This is a genomic window from Rhodophyticola sp. CCM32 (assembly GCF_004751985.1).
Lineage (GTDB): Bacteria > Pseudomonadota > Alphaproteobacteria > Rhodobacterales > Rhodobacteraceae > Rhodophyticola.
Map to the genome: position 1 here is coordinate 634982 of NZ_CP038492.1, position 25559 is coordinate 660540.

The 25559-nt window shown below is 61.2% G+C and carries 21 protein-coding genes and 6 pseudogenes; 14 read left to right on the forward strand and 13 right to left on the reverse strand.

Translation table 11 applies throughout. The annotated features are described in order from the left end of the window. The first annotated feature begins 135 nt into the window (after positions 1-135). Positions 136-957: a serine O-acetyltransferase gene (gene cysE / locus E2K80_RS03150; protein WP_135372695.1), complete on the forward strand. Its 822-nt coding sequence runs from the start codon at positions 136-138 to the stop codon at positions 955-957. Positions 958-964: 7 nt separating this feature from the next. Here the strand turns inward: cysE and E2K80_RS03155 are convergent, their stop codons facing one another. Further along, entirely contained in the window at positions 965-1882 is a 918-nt protein-coding gene (locus tag E2K80_RS03155) for a hypothetical protein (protein ID WP_135372697.1), read from the reverse strand. Between the two features lie 16 nt (positions 1883-1898). Next, a complete protein-coding gene (gene typA / locus E2K80_RS03160) occupies positions 1899-3719 on the reverse strand; it encodes a translational GTPase TypA (RefSeq protein ID WP_135372699.1) in 1821 nt (606 codons plus the stop codon). Here typA and E2K80_RS19030 point away from each other — a divergent pair, their 5' ends adjacent. Next, the gene (locus E2K80_RS19030; RefSeq protein ID WP_168193084.1) at positions 3720-3875 is read left to right on the forward strand and encodes a hypothetical protein; all 156 of its coding nucleotides are present in this window, start codon (positions 3720-3722) and stop codon (positions 3873-3875) included. A gap of 109 nt (positions 3876-3984) precedes the next feature. Here E2K80_RS19030 and irr read toward each other — a convergent pair whose 3' ends face one another. Further along, entirely contained in the window at positions 3985-4404 is a 420-nt protein-coding gene (irr, locus tag E2K80_RS03165) for a Fur family transcriptional regulator Irr (protein WP_135372701.1), read from the reverse strand. 188 nt (positions 4405-4592) lie between these two features. On the opposite strand from irr, the gene fabA reads away from it, so the two are divergent. From fabA to E2K80_RS03195, 6 genes and pseudogenes are all read left to right on the forward strand, one after another. Beyond that, positions 4593-5102 carry a bifunctional 3-hydroxydecanoyl-ACP dehydratase/trans-2-decenoyl-ACP isomerase gene (gene fabA, locus E2K80_RS03170; RefSeq protein ID WP_135372703.1) on the forward strand — a complete coding sequence of 170 codons (510 nt, stop codon included), beginning with the start codon at positions 4593-4595 and terminating at the stop codon, positions 5100-5102. A gap of 20 nt (positions 5103-5122) precedes the next feature. After that, positions 5123-6352: a beta-ketoacyl synthase N-terminal-like domain-containing protein gene (locus E2K80_RS03175; protein WP_135372705.1), complete on the forward strand. Its 1230-nt coding sequence runs from the start codon at positions 5123-5125 to the stop codon at positions 6350-6352. Between the two features lie 8 nt (positions 6353-6360). Further along, positions 6361-7149: an enoyl-ACP reductase FabI gene (locus E2K80_RS03180; protein ID WP_135372707.1), complete on the forward strand. Its 789-nt coding sequence runs from the start codon at positions 6361-6363 to the stop codon at positions 7147-7149. 223 nt (positions 7150-7372) lie between these two features. Continuing rightward, positions 7373-8064: pseudogene (locus E2K80_RS03185) on the forward strand (haloacid dehalogenase type II). Next, positions 8061-8900 carry an alpha/beta fold hydrolase gene (locus E2K80_RS03190; RefSeq protein WP_135372709.1) on the forward strand — a complete coding sequence of 280 codons (840 nt, stop codon included), beginning with the start codon at positions 8061-8063 and terminating at the stop codon, positions 8898-8900. The pseudogene E2K80_RS03185 and the gene E2K80_RS03190 overlap by 4 nt, the downstream one beginning before the upstream one ends. Then, positions 8897-9877 carry a threonine ammonia-lyase gene (locus E2K80_RS03195; protein ID WP_135372711.1) on the forward strand — a complete coding sequence of 327 codons (981 nt, stop codon included), beginning with the start codon at positions 8897-8899 and terminating at the stop codon, positions 9875-9877. Before E2K80_RS03190 ends, E2K80_RS03195 begins: the two co-directional genes overlap by 4 nt. On the opposite strand, the gene E2K80_RS03200 is transcribed toward E2K80_RS03195, so the two are convergent. From E2K80_RS03200 to E2K80_RS03210, 4 genes and pseudogenes are all read right to left on the reverse strand, one after another. Next, complete coding sequence (locus E2K80_RS03200; protein ID WP_135372713.1) at positions 9844-11094, reverse strand: TCR/Tet family MFS transporter; 1251 nt, start codon at positions 11092-11094, stop codon at positions 9844-9846. The two genes, E2K80_RS03195 and E2K80_RS03200, sit on opposite strands and share 34 nt — an antisense overlap. Before the next feature lie 117 nt (positions 11095-11211). Beyond that, on the reverse strand, positions 11212-12546 hold the full coding sequence (locus E2K80_RS03205; RefSeq protein WP_135372715.1) for a lyase family protein: 1335 nt from the start codon (positions 12544-12546) through the stop codon (positions 11212-11214). Between the two features lie 107 nt (positions 12547-12653). Beyond that, positions 12654-12836, reverse strand: a pseudogene (locus E2K80_RS19410) (3-oxoadipate enol-lactonase); the annotation flags it as partial. Next, positions 12815-13342, reverse strand: a pseudogene (locus E2K80_RS03210) (alpha/beta fold hydrolase); the annotation flags it as partial. The pseudogenes E2K80_RS03210 and E2K80_RS19410, both read right to left, overlap by 22 nt. 304 nt (positions 13343-13646) lie before the next feature. On the opposite strand from E2K80_RS03210, the pseudogene E2K80_RS03215 reads away from it, so the two are divergent. Together E2K80_RS03215 and E2K80_RS03220 are read left to right on the forward strand one after the other, a co-directional pair. Beyond that, positions 13647-14725, forward strand: a pseudogene (locus E2K80_RS03215) (zinc-binding dehydrogenase). 108 nt (positions 14726-14833) lie between these two features. Next, positions 14834-16057, forward strand: a complete 1224-nt coding sequence (locus E2K80_RS03220; protein WP_135372717.1) for a mandelate racemase/muconate lactonizing enzyme family protein — start codon at positions 14834-14836, stop codon at positions 16055-16057. Between the two features lie 646 nt (positions 16058-16703). On the opposite strand, the gene E2K80_RS03225 is transcribed toward E2K80_RS03220, so the two are convergent. Further along, a complete protein-coding gene (locus E2K80_RS03225) occupies positions 16704-17846 on the reverse strand; it encodes a type I secretion C-terminal target domain-containing protein (protein WP_135372719.1) in 1143 nt (380 codons plus the stop codon). A 259-nt stretch (positions 17847-18105) separates the two neighbouring features. Here E2K80_RS03225 and E2K80_RS19035 point away from each other — a divergent pair. Further along, positions 18106-18291 (forward strand): annotated as a pseudogene (locus E2K80_RS19035) (IS110 family transposase); the annotation flags it as partial. A 91-nt stretch (positions 18292-18382) separates the two neighbouring features. Here the strand turns inward: E2K80_RS19035 and E2K80_RS03230 are convergent. The 3 genes from E2K80_RS03230 to E2K80_RS03240 form a co-directional block, all read right to left on the reverse strand. Continuing rightward, complete coding sequence (locus E2K80_RS03230; RefSeq protein WP_135372721.1) at positions 18383-19150, reverse strand: FCD domain-containing protein; 768 nt, start codon at positions 19148-19150, stop codon at positions 18383-18385. 489 nt (positions 19151-19639) lie between these two features. Next, complete coding sequence (locus E2K80_RS03235; RefSeq protein WP_135372723.1) at positions 19640-20290, reverse strand: OmpA family protein; 651 nt, start codon at positions 20288-20290, stop codon at positions 19640-19642. A gap of 134 nt (positions 20291-20424) precedes the next feature. Further along, positions 20425-21297: a methylated-DNA--[protein]-cysteine S-methyltransferase gene (locus E2K80_RS03240; RefSeq protein ID WP_135372725.1), complete on the reverse strand. Its 873-nt coding sequence runs from the start codon at positions 21295-21297 to the stop codon at positions 20425-20427. Between the two features lie 350 nt (positions 21298-21647). Here E2K80_RS03240 and E2K80_RS20000 point away from each other — a divergent pair, with 350 nt between their 5' ends. After that, complete coding sequence (locus E2K80_RS20000) at positions 21648-22127, forward strand: GNAT family N-acetyltransferase (protein WP_135372727.1); 480 nt, start codon at positions 21648-21650, stop codon at positions 22125-22127. On the opposite strand, the gene E2K80_RS03250 is transcribed toward E2K80_RS20000, so the two are convergent. Then, positions 22084-22956 carry a DMT family transporter gene (locus E2K80_RS03250; RefSeq protein ID WP_168193086.1) on the reverse strand — a complete coding sequence of 291 codons (873 nt, stop codon included), beginning with the start codon at positions 22954-22956 and terminating at the stop codon, positions 22084-22086. The genes E2K80_RS20000 and E2K80_RS03250 overlap by 44 nt on opposite strands. A 132-nt stretch (positions 22957-23088) precedes the next feature. On the opposite strand from E2K80_RS03250, the pseudogene E2K80_RS20005 reads away from it, so the two are divergent. Continuing rightward, positions 23089-23562: pseudogene (locus tag E2K80_RS20005) on the forward strand (LysR family transcriptional regulator); the annotation flags it as partial. After that, positions 23499-24014 (forward strand): LysR substrate-binding domain-containing protein, encoded by a 516-nt coding sequence (locus E2K80_RS19420; protein ID WP_135372733.1) that lies wholly within the window; start codon positions 23499-23501, stop codon positions 24012-24014. The pseudogene E2K80_RS20005 and the gene E2K80_RS19420, both read left to right, overlap by 64 nt. Before the next feature lie 480 nt (positions 24015-24494). Here the strand turns inward: E2K80_RS19420 and ugpC are convergent, their stop codons facing one another. Continuing rightward, positions 24495-25556, reverse strand: coding sequence for a sn-glycerol-3-phosphate ABC transporter ATP-binding protein UgpC (ugpC, locus tag E2K80_RS03265; RefSeq protein ID WP_135372735.1), 1062 nt, complete (start codon positions 25554-25556; stop codon positions 24495-24497). Positions 25557-25559: the final 3 nt, after the last annotated feature.

Genomic DNA, 25559 nt, shown 5'->3' on the forward strand with positions numbered 1-25559 from the left:
ATGCCCTCTGCGTAATGTATATGCGTTACAGATTAAATGGACGATGCTCTATGTGATGACACAGATCACGGTTTCTTTCTTGGGGTGGCCTGCCTATCTGGTATAAAGGATTTGCAGACCCAGAAGGAGACCGCCATGGCAGAGCGCCGCACACATATCGCCGAGATTGACCCGGTCTGGTCCCGCATCACCGCCGAGGCGCGCGATGCCGTACAGGCGGAGCCTTTGCTGGGCGGGCTGATCCACGGATCGGTGCTGCATCACGAGACATTGGAGCGGGCGCTGGCTTACCGCGTGGCGCAAAAGCTGACCTCGGGCGATATGTCGGAGCAGATATTGCGCGAGATTGCGGATGAGGCCTTTGCCGCAAAAGCCGGGATCGGCGCTGCGGCGCGGGCCGATATCGTTGCGGTGGCCGAACGCGACCCGGCCTGCCACCGGTTCATGCAGCCCCTGCTTTATTTCAAGGGGTTTCAGGCGATCCAGGCCTATCGCATCGGTCATTGGCTGTGGCGCGAGGGGCGCAGGGATTTTGCCTATTTCATCCAGATGCGGGTGAGCGAGGTTTTCGGGATCGACATTCACCCGGCGGCCCGGATCGGGCAGGGTATCATGATTGACCACGCCCATTCCATCGTCATCGGGGAAACGGCTGTGGTGGGCGACAATGTGTCGATGCTGCATTCGGTGACCCTGGGCGGCACCGGCAAGGAAGAAGAGGACCGGCATCCGAAGATCGGCGACGGGGTTCTGATCGGAGCCGGGGCGAAAGTGCTGGGCAATATCCGGGTCGGCAATTGTTCGCGCGTGGCCGCAGGCTCGGTGGTGCTGGCCGATGTGCCGGCCTGCAAGACCGTGGCGGGCGTGCCGGCAAGGATCGTGGGCGAGGCGGGCTGTGACCAGCCGTCGATGAGCATGGATCATCTGTTTGGCGGCGGAGAAAGCAGCGGCGGATAAGCCCGGCTCAGGTGATCCAGCCCGCGCGTCTGAGGGCGGCCTCAATTTTGGCCTCTCCGTCGGGATGCCCGGCATTGATCGACTGATCCTGCAGGAACCACCAGAGATAGGCGTCGTAATCCGGCGTCATATGCGGGGCCTGGCGCAGGGCCTTCTCAACGCCCAGATCATGCACATTTGCGGCGATGTGATGGAAATCGATCCGCGCGAAAAGCGCCGCAGGCTTGTGGAAGAAATACCCTGACAGCGCCACCGATGAATTCTGCGTGGCGACATAATCGCAGCCCTGCAAAAGCGGGATCATGGATTGGTCCGTGAGTTTGAGCCGGGGCGTGCGTTCCATCAGGGCTGTCAGCGCGTCACGCTCCGCCGGTGTGTAGTCTTCGCCGGGATGCAGGGTGGCGACAACCGCGCGGTCCCTGTCGAGGGTTGCGATCTGTTCCAGCATTTCGATCGGGCTGCAGGACTGGAAAGACCTGTGATCCAGCAGATGCCCCTGCAAGGGGACATAGACAAACCCGTCGCGGCGCGTCTGTTCAGCGCTTTCCCCAAAAAGCTTTTTCCGCCAACGGTTTGTGAAGCGTTTCGCCTCGGGCTGCGGGGCGGTGTGCGGGTCGAAGATGGCCCGGGCCACGGGCCAGTCCCACCGTTCGGCATCACTTTCGATTTTCCAGAACGGATAGATATAGTTCTTGCGGATGGTCAGCCCGCGGGCCGTCATCGGCGGCTGCATCAGATAGACCGCATAGCCCGGCCTGCTGGCGGATTTCAGCCTCTCAGATTCGGTGAGAACATGGAACGCGGTGCGGAAACCGGCGCGTTCCAGCACGGCGCAGAACCGGTTGAGGAAATTATGCTCACCCCGCGCGGCCCGTTTTTTAAGGTCTTTGTTGAGATAGAAACGGACGATACGGGGGTCACGCATTGCAGGCTGCTGCGGGTCAGGAGGCCGCGCGGGCCTGGCGTTTGCGTTCATGGGGGTCAAGGAACCGTTTGCGCAGGCGGATCGCGTTTGGCGTGACCTCGACCAGTTCGTCATCGTCGATATAGGCGATGGCTTGTTCCAGCGACATGGTGACCGGTGTGGTCAGACGCACCGCATCATCAGTGCCGGAGGCGCGCACATTGGTCAGTTTCTTGCCTTTCAGCGGGTTCACTTCCAGATCATTGTCGCGGCTGTGTTCGCCGATGATCATGCCGGTATAGATCGCTTCCTGCGCGCCGATGAACATGCGGCCCCGTTCTTCGAGATTCCACAGCGCATAGGCAACCGAACTGCCGTTTTCCATGGAAATCAGAACCCCGGCGCGGCGGCCCGGGATCTGGCCCTTATAGGGTTCCCAGGCGTGAAACACGCGGTTGAGAACACCGGTGCCGCGCGTATCGGTCAGAAACTCCCCGTGATAGCCGATCAGCCCGCGGGAGGGGACCTGCGCGACGATGCGGGTCTTGCCCGCGCCTGCCGGTTTCATTTCCGACAATTCGCCCTTGCGGGGGCCGGTGAGTTTTTCGATCACCGCGCCGGTATACTCGTCATCGACGTCGATGGTGACTTCCTCGACCGGTTCCAGCCGGGCGCCGTTTTCTTCCAGAAACAGAACCTGGGGCCGGGAGATCGACAGCTCAAACCCCTCGCGGCGCATGTTTTCGATCAGCACACCCATCTGCAATTCGCCCCGGCCCGCGACCTCGAACGCCTCACCGCCCGGTGTGTCGCTGATGCGGATCGCGACATTGCTTTCCGCCTCTTTCATCAGCCGCTCGCGGATCACCCGGGACTGGACCTTTTTGCCGTCCTTGCCCGCAAGCGGGCTGTCATTGATGCCGAAGGTGACGGTGATCGTGGGCGGGTCGATGGGCTGTGCCGGGATCGGATCGGTGAGTGACACATCGCAGATCGTATCGGCGACGGTGGCTTTTGACATGCCCGCCAGGCTGACGATATCGCCGGCTTCGGCAAGCTCGATCGGTTGCTGGCTGAGACCCCGGAAGGCGAGAATCTTGGTGACGCGGAACTGTTCCACCTTGTCGCCATCGCGGCTGAGCGCCTTGACGGTTTCGCCGGTTTTCAGCGTGCCGCTTTCAACGCGACCGGTCAGGATGCGGCCGATAAACGGATCAGAGCCAAGGGTGGTTGCCAGCATCCGGAACGGTGCCCCGGCCTGGGCGATCTGTTTCGGGGCGGGCACATGGGCGACCACCAGATCAAACAGGGCGGAGAGATCCCTGCGCGGGCCGTCCAGGGTTTCATCGGCCCAACCGGCCCGGCCCGAGGCATAGAGATGCGGGAAATCAAGCTGATCGTCATCGGCGCCCAGATTGGCGAAGAGATCAAAGCATTCATCCAGCGCCCGGTCGGGTTCCGCATCGGGTTTGTCGACCTTGTTCAGCACCACGATCGGCCTGAGGCCAAGGGCCAGGGCCTTGGAGGTGACGAATTTGGTTTGCGGCATCGGCCCTTCGGCCGCATCCACCAGCAGCACAACCCCGTCCACCATCGAGAGAATCCGCTCCACCTCGCCGCCGAAATCCGCGTGGCCGGGGGTGTCGACGATATTGATCCGCATGCCGTTCCATTCCAGCGATGTCGCCTTGGCCAGAATGGTGATGCCGCGTTCACGCTCCAGATCATTGCTGTCCATCGCGCGTTCGGCGACGGCCTGATTGTCCCGGAAGGCGCCGGATTGTTTCAGCAGCTCATCCACAAGGGTGGTTTTGCCATGATCGACATGGGCGATGATCGCGATATTGCGGAGGTCCATATGGGAACGGCCTTGGGTCAGAATGGGGTTGGCAGGGCGTTACAATGCTGCGGGCGCAAAGGCCAGCAGAAACTGCGTGCAGGTGTTTTCCGGGAGGAAAACATGTGGAAAACCGGGGTTTTCCGGGCAGAGGCGCGGGTGGGGGCAGGTGTTTGACCCTGTGGGCGCAAAGCCTGGCAGATGGGGCGTGCAGGTGTTTTCCGGGAGGGCAACACATGGAAAACGGGCGTTTTCCAGACGGAATTCCGGGGAATTCCGCCCCGGTTCAGGAGGTGGGGCGCAGGCGGATCACCACATCGACCTTGGCGATCTCATAGCCCTGTGGCGGGGTCGGCAGGGCGGTGATTTTCAACTCGGATGCGGGCGCATCGGTCAGCCTTGCGTTATCTTCCCAATAGTAATGGGGGTGATCATCCATGCGTGTATCGAAATACGACCGGGAGCCATCCACCGTGACCTCCTGCATCAGGCCCACATCGCAGAACGCTTTCAGCGTATTATACACAGTGGCCAGCGAAACCTTGTCACCGGTGTTCAACACGGCGTCATGCAGGCTTTCGGCGGTGACATGGCGGTCCTGCCCGTCGCCGACCAGAAGAGTGGCCAGAGACAGACGCTGTCGCGTGGGTCTCAGATCGGCCTGTGCCAACCATTTTGTGCCGCGTTCAAGGGCTTCGGGGGTCATCTCTGGCGTCTTTCCTGCTGGTCCTTATCGCATTATATGATGCTTTGATCCGGTTTTTCAAATAGTTTTTGCGAGCGACTCGCATCTGGACTGCTTTGGGGTGCTCTTGCCAGCTTTGTTGCCTAAATGTTAGGGACATGGACGCAAACGCATCTTAGAATGCAAGACATATTGGGGAGCAGGGACGCATGGCGGATTATCCAACAAGCTTTGACAAGGCTGCCCTGCTGAAATGCGCGCGCGGAGAGTTGTTCGGGCCGGGCAATGCGCAACTGCCTGAACCGCCGATGCTGATGATGGACCGGATCACCGATATCTCGGGCGATGGCGGCGACCATGGCAAAGGCCATGTGCGTGCCGAGTTCGATATCACCCCGGATCTGTGGTTTTTCGACTGCCATTTCCCCGGCAATCCGATCATGCCCGGGTGTCTGGGCCTTGACGGGCTTTGGCAGTTGACCGGGTTCAACCTGGGCTGGCGTGGCTGGCAGGGGCGCGGATATGCCCTTGGCGTGGGCGAGGTGAAGCTGACCGGCATGGTGCGGCCCGATCGCAGGATGCTGACCTATTTCGTGGAATTCACAAAAGCGATCCAGACCCGCCGCCTGACCATGGGCGTGGCCGATGGCAGGGTGGAGGCGGATGGCGAAGTGATCTATCAGGTAAAAGACATGAGAGTCGCGCTGTCGGATAGCTGAGATTTTCCAGGGAGGTGCAGATGCGCCGGGTTGTTGTTACAGGGCTGGGTATTGTGTCCCCCATCGGGAACTCGGCTGCTGAGGTCACGGCGTCGCTGAAGGCCGGGCGCTCGGGGATCGAGGCCAATGAGGCCATGGCGGAGCATGGGTTTCGCAGCCGGATCGCGGGTTCTCTGAAAATTGATGTGGCCGAACATGTGGACAAGCGGACGCTCCGCTTCATGGGGCCGGGCGCGGCCTATGCCCATATCGCGATGAGCCAGGCGATTACGGATGCGGGGCTGGAAGACAGCGATATCTCAAACCCGCATACGGGACTGATCGCAGGGTCCGGCGGGCCCTCGACCTCGGCGATGTTCACCGCCCATCAGACTGTTCTGTCCACCGGCGCCACCAAGCGGATCGGGCCCTTCGCGGTGCCCAAATGCATGTCCTCCACGATCTCGGCCAACCTGTCCACCGCGTTCAAGATCAAGGGGATCAACTATTCCATCACCTCGGCCTGTTCGACCAGCCTGCATTGTATCGGTGTGGCGGCAGAACAGATCATGATGGGAAAGCAGGATGTGATGTTTGCCGGCGGGGCGGAGGAACTGGACTGGACCCTGTCCTGCCTGTTCGATGCGATGGGGGCAATGTCGTCGAAATTCAACGATACGCCGGACCGCGCAAGCCGCGCCTTTGATGCGGATCGCGACGGGTTCGTGATTGGCGGCGGCGGCGCGATTCTGGTTCTGGAAGAACTGGACCGGGCGCAGGCCCGGGGCGCGAAGATCTATGCGGAGGTCACCGGCTTTGCCGCAACCTCGGACGGGCATGACATGGTGGCCCCGTCCGGTGAAGGCGGCGAACGGGCGATGCGGCTGGCGCTGCAAACCCTGCCGGAGGGTCGCAAGGTCAGCTATATCAATGCGCATGGCACCTCGACCCCGGTCGGCGATGTGGGCGAGGTGGAGGCCGTGCGCCGGGTGTTCGGCCAGGGCCGCACGCCGCCGATCTCCTCCACCAAATCCATGACCGGCCATGCCCAGGGGGCCGCCGGCGCGCTGGAGGCGAGTTTCTGCCTGCTGATGCTGGAGGGGGATTTCATCGCCCCCTCGATCAATGTGGAAACCCTTGATCCGGCCCTGAGCCCCGAGGAAATCGCCACCACACCCGTGGCGGCCGCGGGGCTGGATACGGTGATGACCAATTCCTTCGGGTTCGGGGGCACCAACGGGTCGATGCTTTTGTCAAAATATAACAGGTAATCAAGATTATGGCCGATTTGATGACAGGCAAGCGCGGGTTGATCATGGGGGTCGCCAATGACCGGTCCATCGCCTGGGGCATTGCGCGCGCCTTGCATGCGGAAGGGGCGGAACTGGCCTTTTCCTATCAGGGGGAGGCATTCGGCAAGCGGCTGGCCCCGCTGGCGGCCTCGGTCGGGTCGGATATCCTGCTGGATGTGGATGTGACCGATGATGCCTCTCTGGATGCGTGTTTCGCGCGGCTGAAAGCCGAATGGGGGCAGATTGACTTTGTCATCCATGCCATTGCGTTTTCAGATAAAACCGAGCTGACGGGCCGGTTTATCAACACCACGCGGGAGAATTTCAAAACCTCGCTGGCGATCTCGTGCTATTCGCTGATCGACGTGGCGAAACGGGCCTCTGACCTGATGCCTGAGGGCGGAACCATTCTGACCCTGACCTATCAGGGATCGAACCGGGTGACGCCGTTCTACAATGTGATGGGGGTGGCCAAGGCGGCACTGGAATCGGCGATGCGCTATCTGGCCAATGATCTGGGACCGGAAGGTATTCGGGTGAACGCGATCAGCCCGGGGCCGATGAAAACCCTGGCCGGGGCAGCCATCGGCGGCGCCCGCAGGACGTTCAAGGCGACCGAGGCGAATGCGCCGCTGCGCGCCAATGCAACGCTGGAGGCGATTGGCGGCACGGCGGTCTATCTGATCTCGGATTACGGGGCCTGCACCACCGGAGAGATCATCACCGTGGATGGCGGATATCACGTGCTGGGCATGATGCAGCCCGAGAACCTGTGATCCGGGCCTGACCGCCCGCGCGGGTATGCGCAGACATAAATATGAGATTGCGAATTGTCCGCATGAAATGCTTATGTCACCATACACTTAACGATCGCATTTTGTGTTAACATTGACTCGGCGCGCGTGGCGTCTCAATCAGCCGGGCGCAGGCGCACCCGCTGATCACGTGCTGAACCGTGTTGATGAGACCGCAGAATGCTCTGAAGAAGAGGCCGTACAGATGCCAATTTCGACTTGTATTTTCGATGCTTATGGAACGTTGTTCGATGTAAATGCAGCGGCCCGCAAACTGGCCGAGGAAGACGGGCTGGAAGGGTTTGCCGCCGTCTGGCAGCAAGTGTCCAGCCATTGGCGGAACAAGCAGCTTCAGTATTCCTGGCTCAGGGCGATCACCCGCGAACATGTGGATTTCTGGCAGGTGACGCAGGATGCGCTGGATTGGGCGCTGGATGTCACGGATCAGGCCGATCCGGCCCTGCGGGAACGTCTGTTGGGTCTCTACTGGACGCTTCCGGCCTATCCGGAAGTGCCCGAAATGCTGCAAAAGCTGAAACAGGGCGGGATGCGGAATGCGATCCTGTCCAATGGCTCCCCCGGATGCTGGAGGCCGCCGTGGACAGTGCCGGGATCGGCGGGATGCTGGATGCGGTTCTGAGCGTGGAAGAGGAAGGTATCTTCAAGCCCGATGCCCGGGTTTACGGGCTGGTGGAAAAACATATGGATGTGGCGAAGGACGAGGTATTGTTCGTCTCTTCAAACGGATGGGATGCGGCCTCGGCCGGGTCATACGGGTTTCATGTGCTTTGGGTGAACCGCATGGGGGAACCGCAGGACCGGCTTCCGGGTTCGCCAAGCCAGATTTCCGGTGATCTGACCGATGTGCCCGATATCGCCGCAAGGTTTGCGCAATGATCCGCCATGTGACGGCCAGGGACGGCTTGCAGCTTGCCTATGCGGATCAGGGGACCGGTGTGCCGCTGCTATGCCTGCCCGGCCTGACCCGGAATATGGAGGATTTTGAACCGGTTCTGGAGGCGTTTTCAGATCGGGCGCGGATCATCACGATGGATTTCCGGGGCCGGGGGGCCTCGGATTATGCGCCGGACCCGGGCAGTTACACCGTCCCGCAGGAGGCGCAGGATGTGCTGAGCCTGCTGGATCATCTGGGGCTCGATAAGGTGTCCATTCTGGGCACCTCCCGTGGTGGGCTGGTGGCGATGATGCTGGCCGCGACGGCGAAGGACCGGCTGTCAGGGGTCATTCTGAACGATGTGGGCCCGGTGATCGACACCGCAGGGCTGGACCTGATCATGGAGTATATCGGGCGCCCGCCCGCCTATGGCAGCCTGGCAGAGGCCGCCGCGGCCCTGCCCGGGGCCAACGCGCCGGATTTCCGGAATGTGCCGGCGGAAACCTGGGCCGCCATGGCCCGTCGCCTGTGGCGCGAAGAGGGGGGCAGGTTGCATCTGCGCTATGACCCGCGCCTGCGCGAGGCGGTGGCGCCCGCATTCGACACCAGCAAGCCGGCGCCGGATCTCTGGCCCCTGTTCGATGCGCTGGAAGGGCTGCCGCTTGGGTTGATCCGGGCGGCCAATTCCAACCTTCTGTCGGGGGATAGCACTGCCGAGATGCGCCGCCGCCGCCCCGATATGCTGTTTGCAGAGATCCCCGACCGGGGGCATGTGCCGTTTCTGGATGAACCGGGCGCCGTGGTGCTGATCTTCGAGTTTCTGGATCAGGTCTCATGAGCGATATTGCGATGATCGAGGCCGCCGCCGAACGGGCCCGGGGCCATGTGCGGCGCACGCCGCTTTTGTCCTCGCCGTTTCTGGACGAGATGGCCGGGCGGCAGGTGCTGGTGAAGGCGGAATGCCTGCAACATACGGGCAGTTTCAAGTTTCGCGGCGGCTGGTCGGCTTTGTCGGGGCTGGAGCCATCGGTGCGGGCAAAGGGCGTGCTGGCGTTTTCCTCGGGCAATCATGCCCAGGGGGTGGCCCTTGCCGCCCGGCTGCACGGGGTGCCCGCCACCATCATCATGCCCGCAGATGCCCCGGCGCTGAAGATCGACAACACCCGCGGGCTTGGCGCCGAGGTGGTGCTGTATGACCGCGCCGGTGGCGAGGATCGCAATGAGATCGGCGCGCGGATGCAGGGTGAACGGGGGCTGACCCTGATCAAACCGTTTGATGAGCCGCTGGTGATTGCCGGGCAGGGCACCTGCGGGCTGGAAATTGCCGAACAGGCCGCCGGGATCGGCGTGACCGGGGCCGAGGTTCTGACCTGTTGCGGCGGTGGCGGGCTGACCTCGGGCATTGCCCTGGCGTTGCAGGCCCATGCGCCGGCCATGCGGGTCAGACCGGTGGAACCCGAGGGGTTCGATGATACGGCCCGGTCCCTGGCGGCGGGTCGGATCGTTGCGAATACCGGTACAGAATCAGGGTTTTGCGATGCGATCCTCACCCCGTCTCCGGGGCAGATCACCTTTCCGGTCATGGCGGCGCGCTGCGGCCCGGGGCTGGTCGTCAGCGATGCCGAGGTGCGCGCGGCGATGCGGGCGGCGTTCCTGCGGCTGAAACTGGTGCTGGAACCCGGTGGCGCGGTGGCGCTTGCGGCGGCGCTCTATCACGGGGCGGCGCTGGCGGGTGATACGGTGATTGTCACCGCATCGGGCGGCAATGTGGATGCCGCGCTTTATGCAGAGGTCTTGTCGGACGGGCCGGACTGAACATCGCCATCCGCCCCGGCCCGGCGGGACCCAAACGCGAATATCGTGAAACCGGCCAGCATCAGAACCGCCGACAGCAGGAAGGGCGCGCCGGGCAGGGCCGGGTCGGCGCCCGCGCGGGTGAACCAGAAAAACGCCTGTGTCATCACTAGGGGCGAGATGATCATCGACAGCGCCCCAAGCGAGGCCAGCACGCCCTGCAATTCGCCCTGCTGATCCGGCCCGGCCCTGCGCGACATAAGCGCCTGCATCGCCGGGGCCACAATCGCGCCAAGGGCCGAGATCGGCAACAGCACCCAGATCATCCAGCCCGCGCTGGCCAGACCATACCCGACCAGACAGGCCATGTTGAGAAGCAACCCCCAGAAAACCGCCCGGCTTTCCCCCAGAACCGGCAGGATCACCCGGATCAGCAGCCCCTGAACCAGGGCAACCGACAGGCCATAACCGGCAAGGGACAGGCCGATTTGACCCGTGCTCCAGCCAAAGGCGGCCTGTGTGTAATAGGCCCAGATCACAGGATAGACAAAGTTGGAAATCTGATAGGAAAACATGACAATCAGCAGGATTTTAACGCCTGGAAGTTTTCCGATATATTGCAATCCTCCAAGAGGGTTGGCGCGACGCCACTGAAAGGACCGGCGCTTTTCCGGGCTCAGGGATTCCGGCAGCACGATATAGCCAAAGGCAAAATTGATCACGGCCAGAAAGGCGGCCACGACAAAGGGCGCGCGCGGATCAAGCCCGCCCAACAACCCGCCGATGACCGGGCCAAGGATAAACCCGACCCCGAACCCGGCCGAGATCAGGCCGAAATTCTGGGCGCGTTTGTCAGGTTTGGTGATGTCGGCCATATAGGCCATCGCGGTGGATTGGGTGGCTGCCGCGACCCCGGCAACAATCCGGCCTGCCAGCAGCAGCCAGATGGTGCCCGCAACCGCCATTACCGCATAATCCAGTGCCATCACCGCCATCGAGACCAGCAGGACCGGGCGGCGCCCGAACCTGTCGCTGAGATTGCCAAGTGTGGGGGAGAAGGCGAATTGCATCACCGCATAGGCGGCCGACAGGATACCGCCCCAAAGCGCCGCATTGGCCAGATCGGCGCTGCGGACCGAGCGGATCAGATCGGGCATCACCGGGAAGATCAGGCCGATGCCCATGGCGTCAAAGGCCACAGTGATCAGGATGAAGACAAGGGGCAGCCGGTTGCGCATGGATTAGGTCCGATAGGGTGCCCGGGGGGGACAGAAAATCACCCTGAAGCGTTTCGGGTAAAATCCGAAAAGCTATAACGGGGCGGGCGGGACCCGGCAATCATCTTGTGTCGCCGGTCAGCCTTGGCGCTTGCGGACAGTATCGGCAAAGGCGCGGGCCTCTGCCGGAGCGTGGCCCAACAAGGTGCCGGGGTTGAGCGTTTCGGCGAGATCAAGCCCCGGAAAATCACGGGCGACAAGCGTGGTCAGCGCTGTTTGCGTGACCTTAGCTTCCTCGCATAATACTTTGATTTTGTTTTTTGACTCCGGGATTGTCATGACAGTGGACAGGGCCTGGCTGAGCATCTCTGCATGGATCAGATCAAGATTGCCGGCCATATTCGCCGCCATGCGGGCCAGATTCGGTTGCAGGGTTTCTGCAAGATCGGCGGCCAGGGCAACCGCCTTCGCCGCGCCCATGATCATCGGCGGCAGGGAAAGCCATTCGGTGAACCAGGCGGCGCCATCCCGGTCCTGCCGGTGCAGCAGAGCCGATTGCATCGCCCCGTTCAGCGCAATGTTGTGACGCGCCAGAGCCACCAGAACCGAAGCGCCGACAGGATTCTGTTTCTGCGGCATGGTGGAGGAGGTGCCGGTGCGGCCCAATGTGACCTCGGCAATATCGGTCTGGGTCAGCAGGATCAGATCCTCGCCGATCTTGCCGCAGGATCCGGTGAGCCCGGTCAGCCATCCGGCCAGGGCGGCGATATTGTCGCGCTGGCTGTGCCAGGAGCCGGGCGGGCAGGTGAGGTCAAGCGCATCGGCCAGCGCCTGTCGCAGGGCGGGAAGGTCTGGCCCGAAGGCCGCGCCGGTGCCCGCCGCCCCGGACAGGGAGACCGACAAAAGCCCGGGCCGCAGCGCTTCCAGCCGCGTCTGATGGGACAGGATCGGGCGGCCCCAACTGGCCGCCACCGCCCCGAAACTGGTGGGCGTGGCATGCTGGCCATAGGTGCGGCCCGCCATCGGGGTTTCCGCATGGGTTTCGGCCAGATCGGCCAGCGCCCGGGCCAGACGGGATGCCTCCCCGTTGATCCTGCTCAGGGCCTGTCGCAGGCGCAGGGCAAGCGCGGTGTCGATGATGTCTTGTGATGTGGCCCCCCAATGGAGGTATCGGGCGGTTTGCGGATCGCCGATTTCGGCGCGAAAGGCGGTCAGAAGGCCGGGGATCGGCACCCCGTTTTCGCCGGTCGCACCGGCCAGTGCGGCGGGGTCGATCTGCACCTCAAGGCTGGCGCGATGGATGGCCGCGCCCGCCTCGGCCGGGATCAGGCCAAGCGCGCCCTGGGCCCTGGCCAGCGCGCCTTCGACCAGCAGCATGGCGCGTATCTCGGCGCTGTCGGTGAACAGCCGGGCGGTCTCCCGGTCGGTGAACAGGTCGCGGTAAAGCGGGCTGTCAAAGGCAGAGACGCTCATGACGCGGCCCCGATCACACCCTGACCGGTCAGGAAATCACTCAGAAGGGCGGCATAGGTTTCCGGTGCCTCGATACAGGGCAGATGGCCCGCACCGCGGATCATCTCATACCGGGCGCCGGGGATCAGGGCGGCCAGTTCGCGGATCAGATCCGGCGGGGTGGAGGCATCCTCGGACCCGGCGATGACCAGGGTCGGCAGGCGCAGGGTGGCGGTGGGGGTGTAGAAATCACTGCCCGCAACCGCGGCGCAGCATCCCGCATAACCCGCCGCATCCGTGGTCTCCAGCATGCGCTGCCAGGGGGGGTCGCGGGGCTGTTGCGGAAGGATTTGCTGAACCAGCGGTCCATGATCGCGCCCGACATCGCCTTGAGCCCCTGATCTTCGACCATGGCGATCCGATCCTCCCACAGGGCGCGGGTGCCGATTTTGGGGGCGGTGTTCGACAGGACAAGGGCGCGCACCAGATCAAGCCGTTTGGCCGCAAGCCCCTGGGCGATCATCCCGCCGATGGAGAGGCCGACAAAGACGCAGTCGCGGATATTCAGCGCGTCCAGCAGGTGTTCGGCATCGCGGACCAGCGCGCCCATCGTGTACGGGCCGGGCGGGCAGCCCGACAGGCCATGGCCGCGCTTGTCATAGCGGATCAGGCGCAGAGAGCCGGGCAGGCGGGCGATGATATCGTCCCAGAGCCGCAGATCGGTGCCAAGCGCATTGGCGAACACGACCGGCGGGCCGCCCGGGTCGCCGTCTTCGCGGAAATGCAGATGGGTGTCGCCAAGTGCGATACTGTTCATGGAACCCTCCGTTCCGGCCCTTGTCCGATGTTTCGGGGCCTGCTGCAAGCTTCGCCCGGCGGGTGGGCCGTACAGACACAGGCAGAGGGCATCGCCCGAACCGAGGGGTGGGCGAGAAGCGCCCGCGCCCCGTGGGGGCGGCTCAGACGCTGCCCGGCGGTGCCGCCGGGCGAGGTGGTACAGCCTATGCCCGAATATCCCACCCACATCCCGATGACGGAAACGGGCGGTTTACGCCGCGATTGGGCTTGCGGGTGGGGCAAACCGCTTCCAATGTCACGCGAAAGTCCAGGGAGACATATCCGTGACCAAGATCAAAGCCGCCATCTGCCATGCCTTTGGCGACCCGCTGTCCATCGAAGAGGTAACCCTGCGGGCGCCCGCATTTGGCGAGGTCGAGGTGACGCTGGAGGCGGTGGCGATCTGCCATTCCGACATCTCGTTCATCGACGGTGGTTGGGGCGGGGATCTGCCTGCGGTCTACGGCCATGAGGCCGCCGGGATCGTCACCGGCATCGGCCCCGGGGTCAGCGGTCTTGAGACCGGCGCAAGGGTCATCGTGACCCTGATCCGGGCCTGCGGCACATGCGTGGATTGTGCCTCGGGCGCGCCGGTCTATTGCAGTTCATCCGAGCCGGTCACACCGACCCTGACCGCCGGGGATGGCACAGCGCTGACCAAGGGCCTGAAATGCGCGGGTTTCGCCGAAAAGGTGGTGGTCGACCAAAGCCAGATCGCGCCGGTGGGGGGCCTGTCGCCCGATGCGGCCTGTCTGCTGGCCTGTGGCGTGCCCACGGGTGTGGGTGCGGCGGTGAATACGGCGGGCATTCGCCCGGGGGATAATGTGGTGGTGATCGGCGCGGGCGGCGTGGGGCTGAACGCGATACAAGGGGCCTATATCGCCGGTGCGGCGAAGATCATCGTGATGGATCTGGAGCCTTCGAAACTGGAGGATGCCAAGACTTTCGGCGCCACCGATGGCGTGCTGGCAAGCGATCCGAAACCCTGGAAGGCGGTGCGCGCACTGACGGCTGGGCGCGGGGCCGATCATGTGCTGGTCTCGGTCGGCGCCATCCCGGCCTATGATGTGGCGCTGCACCTGCTGGCCCCGGGGGCACGGTCTATGCGGTGGGGATGCCGCATTCGGGGCAAAGTTCCAGCTATGAGCCGGTGATCATCGCCGCGACCGGGCAGGGGATGCGCGGCGCGCTGATGGGGGAGGTGGTGCTGAAACGGGATATTCCCTGGATGGTGGAGCTGTACGGCCAGGGGCGGCTGAAACTGGATGAGCTGATCTCGGGCCGCTGGTCACTGGACCAGATCAATGAGGCGATTGCCGATACCAGGGCGGGCAAGGCGCGCCGCAATGTGATTGTGTTCTGAAAGCCTGTTGCAGACGCCCGTACCCCACCGGTCGCCGGGCGCGTCTCTGGACCCGTCCGGGGAAACATGATCTGTTTTTCGTCTGAGCCGCCGGGAAAGGACCCTGCCATGAAACTTGCCGATCTTGAGGTCTTTGTCACCGCACCGCCAGCGCCCGGATGGGGCGGGCGGTACTGGCTGACCCTGCGGGTGACCACCGCCTGCGGGATCACCGGGCTGGGCGAGGTTTATGCCGCGGCTGTCGGGCCAGAGGCGATGCGCGCGGTCATCACGGATGTGTTTGAACGCCATATGGAGGGCGAAAGCCCCGAGGACATCGAAAAAATGTTCCGCCGGGTCTATTCCAGCGGGTTCACGCAACGGCCCGACCCGACAGTGATCGGTGCGTTTTCCGGCCTTGAAATCGCCTGTTGGGATATTCTGGGCAAGGCGCGGGAGCGGCCGGTCTGGGCGCTGCTTGGCGGGCGGATGAATGACCGGCTGCGCGCCTATTCCTATCTCTACCCGATGGAGCATCATGACGGCACGGCGTTCTGGACCCGCCCGGATCAGGCGGCCGAGGCTGCCGCCGCCCTGGTTGCAGAGGGCTGGACCGCAGTGAAATTCGACCCCGCAGGCCCCTACACCATGCGCGGCGGGCATATGCCGGCGCTGTCGGATATCGCGCAATCCGTGGCCCATTGCACCCGGATCCGCGCGGCGGTGGGGGACCGGGCCGATCTGCTTTTCGGCACCCATGGGCAGTTTTCGACCGCAGGCGCAATCCGTCTGGCCAAGGCGTTGGAGCGGTTTGACCCGCTTTGGTACGAGGAACCGGTGCCGCCCGACAATTGCGCCGCCATGGCCGAGGTGGCGCGCGCCACCGCGATCCCCGTGGCAACGGGGGAGCGGCTGTGTACCAAGGCGGAATTCGCGCCGGTGCTGCGCCAGGGTGCCGCGCGGATCCTGCAACCCGCGCTTGGCCGTGTCGGCGGCATATGGGAGGCCAAGAAGATCGCCGCCATGGCCGAGGTCTATAACGCGCATATGGCCCCGCATCTCTATGCCGGTCCGGTGGAATGGGCCGCCAATGTGCATTTCGGGGTCAGTTGCCCGAACCTGCTGATGGTCGAGGCGATCGAAACCCCGTTCCATGATGCGCTGGTCACAGGCCGCCCGAAGGTCGAAAACGGGTTTGTCGAGGCCCCCGCCGCCCCCGGTCTGGGGATCGAGCTGAATGAGGATGTGGCCGCCGCCCATCCCTATACCGGCGACCGCTTGCATCTGGAGATGCGCGACGCCCCCTGCGACTGGCAGAACGGCAATGCTTTCGCGGGTGGCGCGGCAGAGTGAAACCGGTGGCGTGACCGACCGGGAAGGCGCATCCAGCCTGTCGTGGCGCGACGTCGCAACAAAGGTCTGCGTGCGCCAGTGCCCGAACGGAGCATGATCAACCAGCCGCCGGCCACGCGGTGCCCGGCCCATGGTTTTGGCCATATTGGTCTTGAGCCAGGTCTCATCCGTCGCCCGGCAGGGTATCGCGCAAGCGATGCACGAGAGGGAAGAAAGCCGATGCGTTCCAGCATATGCGCCATCAAGGGCTGGCGGTGCGTGATCCAGACATGCCTTTGCCGGGCAACCTTTGCCCGCTTCTGCTCAAGGGCCTGAATGTCTTTTTTATGCGTCAGCCCAAGCCGCCGGAAGAGCCGCCAGACCGAGCTGGGAGCGACAGATACGCTTCTACGTAAACTGAAAACGCTTTAGCAGTGAGTATTTCAATACGAAAAGTAACACTATTACTAATAGTGTTACGCTGTATGTGTTCTATAGCATGCTGCCTTAAACCTGAGACATCGCGCATCACAAATGTCCCGGGAACGCGAAGCGTGGCAGGGCATTTGTGATTCAAGTTTAAGGCAGGGTGTTTTAGGCTATGCAAGTAGCATGCTTTAGAAAGAAATATTCGGTGAAGTGACATTCAAAGGTCGGTTGCAACCATTCAATGTCCGACCAACAACACGCCTCTTTGTATCCAGTCTGCAATACTCACGTCACTCATAGTTAGACCATCGTGGTACATTAACCTAACAACTGACTGAAACGCCTCTCCTGTGCCATGCGGGTCGACCAAAATATCAACGTAATCGGCCTCGAACGAAACACGGACAAAACTGCTATATAGGATTTCCGCATCATCTTGTTCCGCCAAATCGTTCCACTCGTCGGCAGAAATTACAGGCCTAAGATTTATCACATCACCTTCTTGGAGGCTGAAATCATGCACTACGTCAACATCGCCGCGAATTGCGTCCGAACTGTAGATCAAAAAAACATCTGCGCCACGACCGCCATGAAGTTGGTCGCCGTCATGCTCGCCAGCAAGAACATCGTTACCGTCAAATCCAAATATGTTATCAATGCCGTGCCAACCAAAGATGGCATCACTCGCCGCGCTACCCATCAGAATGTCCGCGTCTTCCCATCCAAAGACCATTGCCCCATCAGGCATAGCTGTCTGGTAAGCATCGTTACCTAGAAATTCAGCGTTTGGCCCATTCACTTGGTTGCCATAGTCAGCCATTTGGTTAGCGGTTTCGCTAACGCGGTAGGCTCGAACGAACAAGGATACCTCTTGCTCTAAGCCCTGCTCGTTTCTTAGATGAATTGATATGTTCTCGCTCTGGAACGGTTCAATCAATGTTTGGGATGAAATGTACGTATAAAAGCCACTTCTAAATATGATGAATGAACCGTAGCTCGTTGGGATCGAAATCGATCCCACACCCTCTGGTATTAAGGTGTTTTGCCCTTCAAAGGTAACAGAATGAACGCGGAGATTAGCGACGCTGCGCGCGGTCGTATCTCCTGAATTCTCTTGGTTCTGTAAGGTAACGATGTTTCCGACGGTCACCCAATCGCAGGAATATAGAATGACCTCGTCTGGGCCGACATTAGTGAACACATTCTCCAGGAAATATAGTTGTTCATGCCATGCACGCCTAAAGTGATCATGCCCGTATGAAAGGGCCTGCCCAACTGGATATCCAACACAGGAAGCCAGTAGCATTCCTCCCAAGCCAAAGGCACCGAGAACTTTCTTGATCCGGGAATGAAATTTGACGTGCAAATCGGTTATCCGCATGGCCAGGCCCAATTCTAACAGTGTTCGACATTCTTAACAGCCTTGACCATCTTTGTAGATACTCATTGGTTTCAAGTGCATCATGTAACACTATGGGTAATAGTGTTACATGATAACCCGTGGGGCGGGGGAGGGGCCTACAGCCAATGCTCGCTTTTCCTGGGGATGATCTTCGAACCGAGGATTCACAATGTAACACTCTTCAGGGTATAGTGTTACATATGAGTGAAATGCGCCTCTATGACCACCAGGGAAGCCCCTGCGAAACGCCCTCTACATGTCGGCGCTCGTCGCCAACCGACACAATCCCGACATGCGCGCCCTTTACAAACACATGATCGCAGCATGCAAACCGGCCAAAGTCGCTCTGACGACAATCATGCGAAAACTCATCATTCTGGCGAACACATTGGTCAAAGAAAACCGGGAATGGACACCAAACTGACACTTGACCGAAGACGGATACTTTCGCCTTTGGCTCAAACGCGAAAGCCGTTCTACTGCTTCAATGTAAAGTCGAAACGCTATAGATGCGCTCAGCGGGCCCGCTCATGCTGATAGCGCAGGCGGGCGATGTCTTCATTGCGCTCGGCCCGCTGCTGGTTTTTCAGGTCATCCTCCACATAATCCAGATGGGTGATAATCGCATCGCGGGCGGCTTTGGGGTCCCGGGCCTGGATCGCGTCGTTGATGGCGCGGTGATGGTCCAGCAGCAGATCGCGGGTGGTGCGCTGTTTGAACATCACCTGACGGTTATAGAACACGCCCTCGCGCAGCAGATCGAACATCGACCGCATCATATGCAGCATGATGACATTATGGCTGGCCTCGATAATGGCGAGGTGAAATTCCGCGTCCAGATTGGCCTCGTCCGAAGGGTTCCGCTTGGAATGGGCGGCTTCCATCTTGTGGAACAGCGTGTCGATCACCTTCAGATCCGTGTCAGAGCCATGGGTCGCGGCGCGGGCGGCGGCCAGCCCTTCCAGATCGCGGCGGAACGAGACGTAATCGAACACCGCCTCGTCATGGGCGGCAAACAGGCGGATCAGCGCCTCGGAAAACGCGCTGCCCAGAACATCGGCCACGTAAATCCCGGCGCTGGCGCGGGTGGCCAGCAATCCACGGGCCTGCAATTCGGCAATGGCTTCGCGGAGTGAGGGGCGCGAGACGCCAAGCCGTTCGCTGAGTTCCCGTTCCGAGGGCAGACGTTCGCCGGGCCGCAGGATGCCGCGCAGGATCAGTTGTTCAATCTGCCGCACGACAGATTGAGACAGCTTTTCCGCCTCGATACGTTGAAACGGCATCCTGACCCCTCCCGATTGGTCAAAACATATGACCGGGTTGGGCGGGTTGTCTAGGGCCAGATGCCTTTAATTTTAAAGCGATGATTTGCCGGGATGTGTCAGGACAGGTGAGAGGAATTTGCAATTGGTCAAAGGACGTCTTGATTGAGAGGCAGAGATGCCGTCTCGGGCGGGTATTCGGCAAGGTATCTGTACCAGAGCAGAGGGCCGCGCCCGAACCGAGGGGCAGGAAGCGAAGCGCCCGCCCCGTGGGGGCGGCTCAGACGCTGCCCGGCGGCGCCGCCGGGCGGAGCAGGGATGTGCCCGAATATGAGGTCGAAATATTCTTTCAGGACACTGCGATCCACATCTGGCGCAAATCTGAAGGACAGTGTGAAATTGCTGGAGGGAAGAGCCTCGGGCAGGCCCCGCCAAAGTGCTTGCCATCAAAACCCGGCGCCGCAGGGAGCCGGGTCAGATGAGGTCAGGATTTCGTGCCGCTTTGCAGGATCAGGACACCGGGCGGATGATAATCTCGACCCGGCGGTTCAACTGCCGACCCTCCGGTGTGCTGTTCGAGGCGACCGGCGCGGTTTCCCCCCGTCCATAGCTGCGGACCCGGTAGGGGGCGACGCCCTGTTCAAGGATCACACCTGCGACGGCGCCGGCGCGGCGGGTCGAAAGATCCTGGTTATAGGAGGCCGACCCGGTGTCATCCGTATGGCCCACCACATCCACCGTGGTGTCGGGATATTGCTGCAGGTTGCGCGCCAATGCCCGGATGTCGCTTTGCAGGCTGGCGCGGATCGCGGCGCTGTCGACGGCGAACAGGATGCCCTCGGGCATGGTCACCACCAGTTCTTCACCGGTATTGTCGATGCGGATCTGGTCATTGGCCATGGAGGACCGCAGATCACGGGCCTGACGGTCCAGCATCTGGCCGATTGTGCCACCGGCAAGCGCCCCGGCTGCCGCGCCAAGCAGCGCGCCGCGCCCGCGATCATTGTCGTCCACGGCGGCGCCAAGGGCGGCCCCGGCAAGCGCGCCGGTGACAAGCCCGGTTTGCGTGCGCTGGCCGATGGGTTCGCCTTGCGGAACACAGGCGCTGAGGCCCAATGTGGCGATGAAGATTGCGGCAATGCCGGATTTGCGACCTGTCATACTGCGACCTCTTTTCAAAACGTATCGGCCCGGTTGCACCCGGCCCTCTCTGACAGAGGTATATCAGGGCCTGGAGGGGGAAGAACGGGGAAAAATGCCTGTAGCGGAAACTTGCCGGTTTTCGCCCTGCCGGATCAGGCGCTTTGGCGGCTATCATGTTCGGCGCTTTCCCAGGCCAGCATGGCCCGTTTCACCGGCAGACCCCAGTGATAGCCCGCCAGAGCCCCCGATTTTCTGAGCGCCCGGTGGCAGGGGATCAGCCAGCTGACCGGGTTTCTGCCGATGGCTGAGCCCACGGCGCGCACGGCCTTGGGGTTGCCGATGGCCCCGGCAATCTCGGAATAGGTGGTGACCTGACCCGAAGGGATGGAAAGCAGCGCCTCCCAGACCTTGATCTGAAAAGGCGCGCCGATCAGATGCAGCCGGGCCTCGCCGCTGCGGCCAAAGGCGGCGCTGACCCATTGGGCCAGCGGGGCGGGGTCATTGATATATTGCGCTTTCGGCCAGCGGGCAGACATATCGGCAAAGACCGCCTCGCGCCCGGTTTCCGAGGCGAACCCCATGCCGCAGAGCCCGCGCTCCGTGCCCATGGCCAGAGCCTCTCCGAACGGGCTGTCAAACCAGCCATAGCGGATGATCAGTCCGTCGCCGCCGCGGGCGTAATCGCCGGGGCTCATCGCCTCCCATCTCAGAAACAGATCATGCAGACGCCCGCCCCCGGACAGACCGGTTTCCGCCACCGTATCCAACACCGTGAACCGCTCTGCCAGCAGGCGTTTGGCATGATCCAGCGTCAGATACTGCTGATAACGCTTGGGGGAGACACCGACCCACCGGCTGAACACCCGTTGCAGATGCGCGGGGCTCATATGCAGCGCCCGGGCAAGCTCTTCCAGCGAAGGGCCGGGGCGGGGGGCCGCGTCGATAATGTCGATGGCGCGACGCACCACGTTGAAATGATAGGCCGTATCGGGTTTGGGCTCGGGTATCCGGGTCATTCTGGTCATCATAAACCTCCTGCTTGGGGTGAGGCTAGGGGGCAGAGGCGCAACCCGCGACCCGGTTCTTGCGGGAAGACGCGGCTCACGGGGTGTTGTGCAGTTTTGACAGGAAGGGGCTTGGTTTCGGAGGCCTATCAAGGGGCCGGGTTGCGCAATACTGATCTTCAATGCGGTTCGCGCAAAGCTCGGCAGTGCGGACGAAGTGTGAATTCGCTGCGGTTGCGCCAATGTGGGCTTTCAGACGGCAGGCAAAAACGGTTGATGCTGGTGAAAAACGCGACGCTTTCTGATACGAGGCAATGTGCAGATTTGGTGCGCCAGGTATCGTCTTTTGAGGGATATGTTACAGTATCGCCATGGATTTTTCGAAGAGCCTGCAGACGGAGAGGTTGGCGCTCAGTCCCGTCGCATCGCGGGACCTCATATTCTTTGTTCGTCTGGTTGGTGACGCCCGCGTTCGTCAGTTTTTAGGCGGCCCCGTGCCCTGGCTTCAGAGGTTGCGACAATTCAGAACATATCGCCAGGGTCACCCAAAAATCGGGATTTGGGTTGCCAGAACGAGTGGCCGAGAAGATGCAGTAGGGCTTGTTGTCCTGAGCCCCCACAAAGATGGTGAGGATTACGAGATATCGTATCAGTTTCGCCCAAAGTTTTGGGGAAAAGGTCTTGCGTGTGAGGCAACGGCTCGTGTCGTCGTGCCATTCGTCATCTCCTTTGCACCACATTACGTGTTCAAAGGAGCGGCACAAATCCGTGACAGGTCCAATCCCCACCGATCAACATTCCCATCGTTCAACCGCTCTCTGTTGGTTTCAGTGATGCCAGCACTGCAATAAGCACAATAGCGCCACCAAAAATGGTCGCAAATGCTGGTATTTCCGCGAGGATCAGAAACGCAAGGATAGGAGCAAGTGGAGTTTCCAGTGCACCCAACAAAGCGGTCTGTCCTGCCGGTACACGCTTTGCGCCCTCTGCCAAAGTCACAGACGCTATCGCGTGAAACACACCAAACGCTGCAAGAATTGCGATCTCGATCGGTGCTGTTTGAAGTGGATGACCAAAGAGCAAGGCCAGCGGGATAAGGAAAAGCGACTGTAGGACGGATGGTCCCGAACTTGGCGTGTGAGGATTTGCACGGTACAGAACCATGATCGATGCCATGACCGTTGTCATGATCAGCGCGAGTCCGTCCCCCAGCAAATGTACGCTGCCGATTGATCCGGCGACGATAATCAGCACACCGGCGAGAGCCGCGGCTGCACCAAGTGCTGTTCGTTTCGAGACTTTTTCTCCAATCACCCGCCACGCGAGCAATGCTGCAATGAACGGTGCGGCTGCGTAAATGAGCGCAACATTGGCGATGTCGGTGAGCTTAAACGCAGGGATCAATGCCGCGGTTCCAGCGGCGCCGATGACGCCTACTACCAAACCAGCCCGCCCCATCTCAAGGAACTCAGATCTAAGTGCCGAGCGGGACGCAACGAAAGCTGTCGTGGACAACGATGCAAATACAGCACGCCAAAAGATAACCTCCCAGGCCGTGGCCTCGACACCTTTTGAAAAAACACCAGTGGAGCTGAAAGCAAGAGCAGAAACGATCAAGAAGATGACACCAACCGCATAGTCTGATCGTTTTGTCGTTTGCGCTTCCTTAACACCTGTCATTGTGATGCCACCCTCACACAACGCAGGGTGAAAATCTTGCCCCTTGCTCGATAGCATAAGGAATACTGAGGATTGGTGTTTTTCACAAAGGAATTGATTTCAATTTCGGCATGAGATTTTCTCATCCATGAAATGAGACGTTCACTACCATCCCTCCGTGCCCTTCAAGCGTTTGAGGCAGCAGCCCGGCATCTGAGCTTTGCAGATGCCGCTGACGAACTTGGCGTGACTCCCGGCGCTATTAGCCATCAGATCAAGTCGCTGGAAGACTGGCTTGGCGCACCGCTTTTTCACCGCCTCACCCGGTCCCTGCGCCTGACCGCAGCGGGCGATGCCGCCCTTCCCGACCTAACGCAAGGCTTTGATCGGCTCGCGACTGGCACAACGAAAATGGAAACGCGACGAGACGACCACCTGCTTACTATCAGCGTGAGCCCTGGCTTCGGGTCACTTTGGCTGGTACCCCGTCTTGATAGATTTCGAAGGGCGCACCCCGGCACTGAAGTCTGCATAGATGGGACGGACCGACTGATTGATATCACATCGGGAGAAGCAGATGTCGCCATTCGCTACGGTCCTGGTGGCTATTCGAACGTGCAACAACATCGGCTTTTTGCGATGGGGCCAAGCCTGTTTGCAGTCCTGAGCTCCTTTCACGCGAACCCAGCCTGACGTCGCCTGCAGACTTGGCTCACCACACTCTGCTGCACGTCGACTGGAAGGAAACAGAGGGAAGCTGGCGCACGTGGTTACTGGCGGCTGGCGCGAAAGACGTCGATCCGTTCAGCGGGCCACGCTTTACCAAAGAGGAAATGGCTGTGCGCGCGGCGCTCAACGGCGAAGGAATAGCACTTATTGGTGACCGTATGGCTGCCGACCATATCGCTTCCGGGCGACTTGTATGCCCCTTCTCAGCGGATTTGAGCACGCAGCTTGTGTTCGCATACTTTCTGCTATTGCCGCCTGACCGGCTGAATGAGCCTAAGATCGCAAATTTTCGCGAATGGTTGATATCTGAGACGAAAGAAGGTGAGGCTTACGAGTCCACAATGGTCTAGCCGATAACAGGTAGCAATGTGCAAACTGGACGTCGGTACGCGACGCAGTATCCTGCAAAATGGGCTCAGATCGGACACTCTGTGTCTACCCGGCCGACGCAAGGCTTTTCAGCCCTTCGATTTATGAGGTCTTCGGGCTTACAAGCCTTGCTTACGTTATGTTTCACTAAAGCACCCTGCCTTAAACCTGAGACATCGCGCATCACAAATGTCCCGAGAACGCGAAGTGTGGCAGGGTATTTGTGATTCAAGTTTCAGGCAGGGTGCTTTATATTCAGAAAATCTGTCGCAACGACGCTTGAAACTCCAAAAGTCAGCCCACCTCTTCTGCGCATGACCGATCCAGTGCTAGGTTTTGCCAAGGGTATGTGGTCCCGACGAAATCAACCGTTTTCAACCTGTGCGATTTCCTAAATCAGTCATTGGCGTGACCGTAGCGAAAGCCCGCCTCACCCCATCCCACAATCCCCGGCCCACAGGCTATTCCACGATGCTGAGCGCCGGCTCTGCGTCATGTGCCATCGCGCGTTCGCTTGCATCGAAAAACCTGATTGCCTCGGGCGGGGCGGTCAGGTGAAGGTTCTGGCCTTCCCGCATGCCGGCCTCCAGGGGCGCGCGCAGGATCAGACGGTCCTCGCCCAGTTTCGCATGCACCAGCATCTCGGCGCCAAGCGCCTCGACCAGCACAACCTGCGCCTGCGGCCCGGATGTGCCGGTCTGAAGCGCCTCGGGCCGGATACCGGCCAGCGTGGCGCCTGCCGGAACGGGGCCTGCCATCGTGCCAAGCGCCTGACCGGCGGGGGAGGACAGGGGGTAGATATTCATTGGCGGGGCGCCGATGAATTCGGCCACGAACCGGCTGGCGGGGGTGGTGTACAGCTCCATCGGGGTGCCGATCTGTTCGATCTGGCCTGCGCTCATGATCACGATCCGGTCGGCCAGGCTCATCGCCTCGACCTGATCATGGGTCACGAATACAAAGGTCGCGCCAAGGCGGGTGTGGAGGTCTTTCAGCTCTGCCCGCAATTGGGTGCGCAGTTTCGCATCCAGATTTGACAGCGGTTCATCAAACAGGAACACCGCAGGTTCCCGCACGATGGCGCGGCCCATGGCCACCCGCTGGCGCTGCCCGCCGGAAAGCTGCCGGGGCTTGCGGTCAAGATATTCTCCCAGTTGCAGGGTCGCCGCCGCCGCCTCGATCCGTTTGGCGATCTCATCTTTCGCCATGCCCTGGTTTTTCAACCCGTAGGACATGTTGGCGCGCACCGACATATGCGGGTAAAGCGCGTAATTCTGGAACACCATGGCGATGTCGCGTTCGCCCGGTTCCAGATCATTGACCACCCGGCCGCCAATGGTGATCTGCCCGGTGGTGATCTGTTCCAGCCCCGCGATCATCCGCAGGATCGTGGATTTGCCGCAGCCGGAGGGGCCGACCAGAACGATGAATTCCCCATCGCTGATCTCGAACTCTGCCCCGCCCACGGCGGTCACGCCACCGGGATAGGTCTTGCCCACTTGTGTCAGCGTCAATTCGGCCATGTC

Excerpts from the sequence above, each read along its gene's own strand:
- E2K80_RS03175 (WP_135372705.1), top strand. The coding sequence starts at position 5,123 with ATGCGCCGGGTTGTTGTTACAGGGCTGGGTATTGTGTCCCCCATCGGG.
- E2K80_RS03230 (WP_135372721.1), bottom strand. The coding sequence starts at position 19,150 with ATGCCGTTTCAACGTATCGAGGCGGAAAAGCTGTCTCAATCTGTCGTG.
- fabA (WP_135372703.1), top strand. The coding sequence starts at position 4,593 with ATGGCGGATTATCCAACAAGCTTTGACAAGGCTGCCCTGCTGAAATGC.
- E2K80_RS03250 (WP_168193086.1), bottom strand. The coding sequence starts at position 22,956 with ATGACAGGTGTTAAGGAAGCGCAAACGACAAAACGATCAGACTATGCG.
- E2K80_RS03240 (WP_135372725.1), bottom strand. The coding sequence starts at position 21,297 with ATGACCAGAATGACCCGGATACCCGAGCCCAAACCCGATACGGCCTAT.
- cysE (WP_135372695.1), top strand. The coding sequence starts at position 136 with ATGGCAGAGCGCCGCACACATATCGCCGAGATTGACCCGGTCTGGTCC.
- E2K80_RS03200 (WP_135372713.1), bottom strand. The coding sequence starts at position 11,094 with ATGCGCAACCGGCTGCCCCTTGTCTTCATCCTGATCACTGTGGCCTTT.
- E2K80_RS03190 (WP_135372709.1), top strand. The coding sequence starts at position 8,061 with ATGATCCGCCATGTGACGGCCAGGGACGGCTTGCAGCTTGCCTATGCG.
- ugpC (WP_135372735.1), bottom strand. The coding sequence starts at position 25,556 with ATGGCCGAATTGACGCTGACACAAGTGGGCAAGACCTATCCCGGTGGC.
- E2K80_RS19030 (WP_168193084.1), top strand. The coding sequence starts at position 3,720 with ATGGGAACGGCCTTGGGTCAGAATGGGGTTGGCAGGGCGTTACAATGC.
- E2K80_RS03205 (WP_135372715.1), bottom strand. The coding sequence starts at position 12,546 with ATGAGCGTCTCTGCCTTTGACAGCCCGCTTTACCGCGACCTGTTCACC.
- E2K80_RS03180 (WP_135372707.1), top strand. The coding sequence starts at position 6,361 with ATGGCCGATTTGATGACAGGCAAGCGCGGGTTGATCATGGGGGTCGCC.
- E2K80_RS03220 (WP_135372717.1), top strand. The coding sequence starts at position 14,834 with ATGAAACTTGCCGATCTTGAGGTCTTTGTCACCGCACCGCCAGCGCCC.
- E2K80_RS03195 (WP_135372711.1), top strand. The coding sequence starts at position 8,897 with ATGAGCGATATTGCGATGATCGAGGCCGCCGCCGAACGGGCCCGGGGC.
- typA (WP_135372699.1), bottom strand. The coding sequence starts at position 3,719 with ATGGACCTCCGCAATATCGCGATCATCGCCCATGTCGATCATGGCAAA.
- irr (WP_135372701.1), bottom strand. The coding sequence starts at position 4,404 with ATGACCCCCGAAGCCCTTGAACGCGGCACAAAATGGTTGGCACAGGCC.
- E2K80_RS20000 (WP_135372727.1), top strand. The coding sequence starts at position 21,648 with ATGGATTTTTCGAAGAGCCTGCAGACGGAGAGGTTGGCGCTCAGTCCC.
- E2K80_RS03235 (WP_135372723.1), bottom strand. The coding sequence starts at position 20,290 with ATGACAGGTCGCAAATCCGGCATTGCCGCAATCTTCATCGCCACATTG.
- E2K80_RS03155 (WP_135372697.1), bottom strand. The coding sequence starts at position 1,882 with ATGCGTGACCCCCGTATCGTCCGTTTCTATCTCAACAAAGACCTTAAA.
- E2K80_RS03225 (WP_135372719.1), bottom strand. The coding sequence starts at position 17,846 with ATGCGGATAACCGATTTGCACGTCAAATTTCATTCCCGGATCAAGAAA.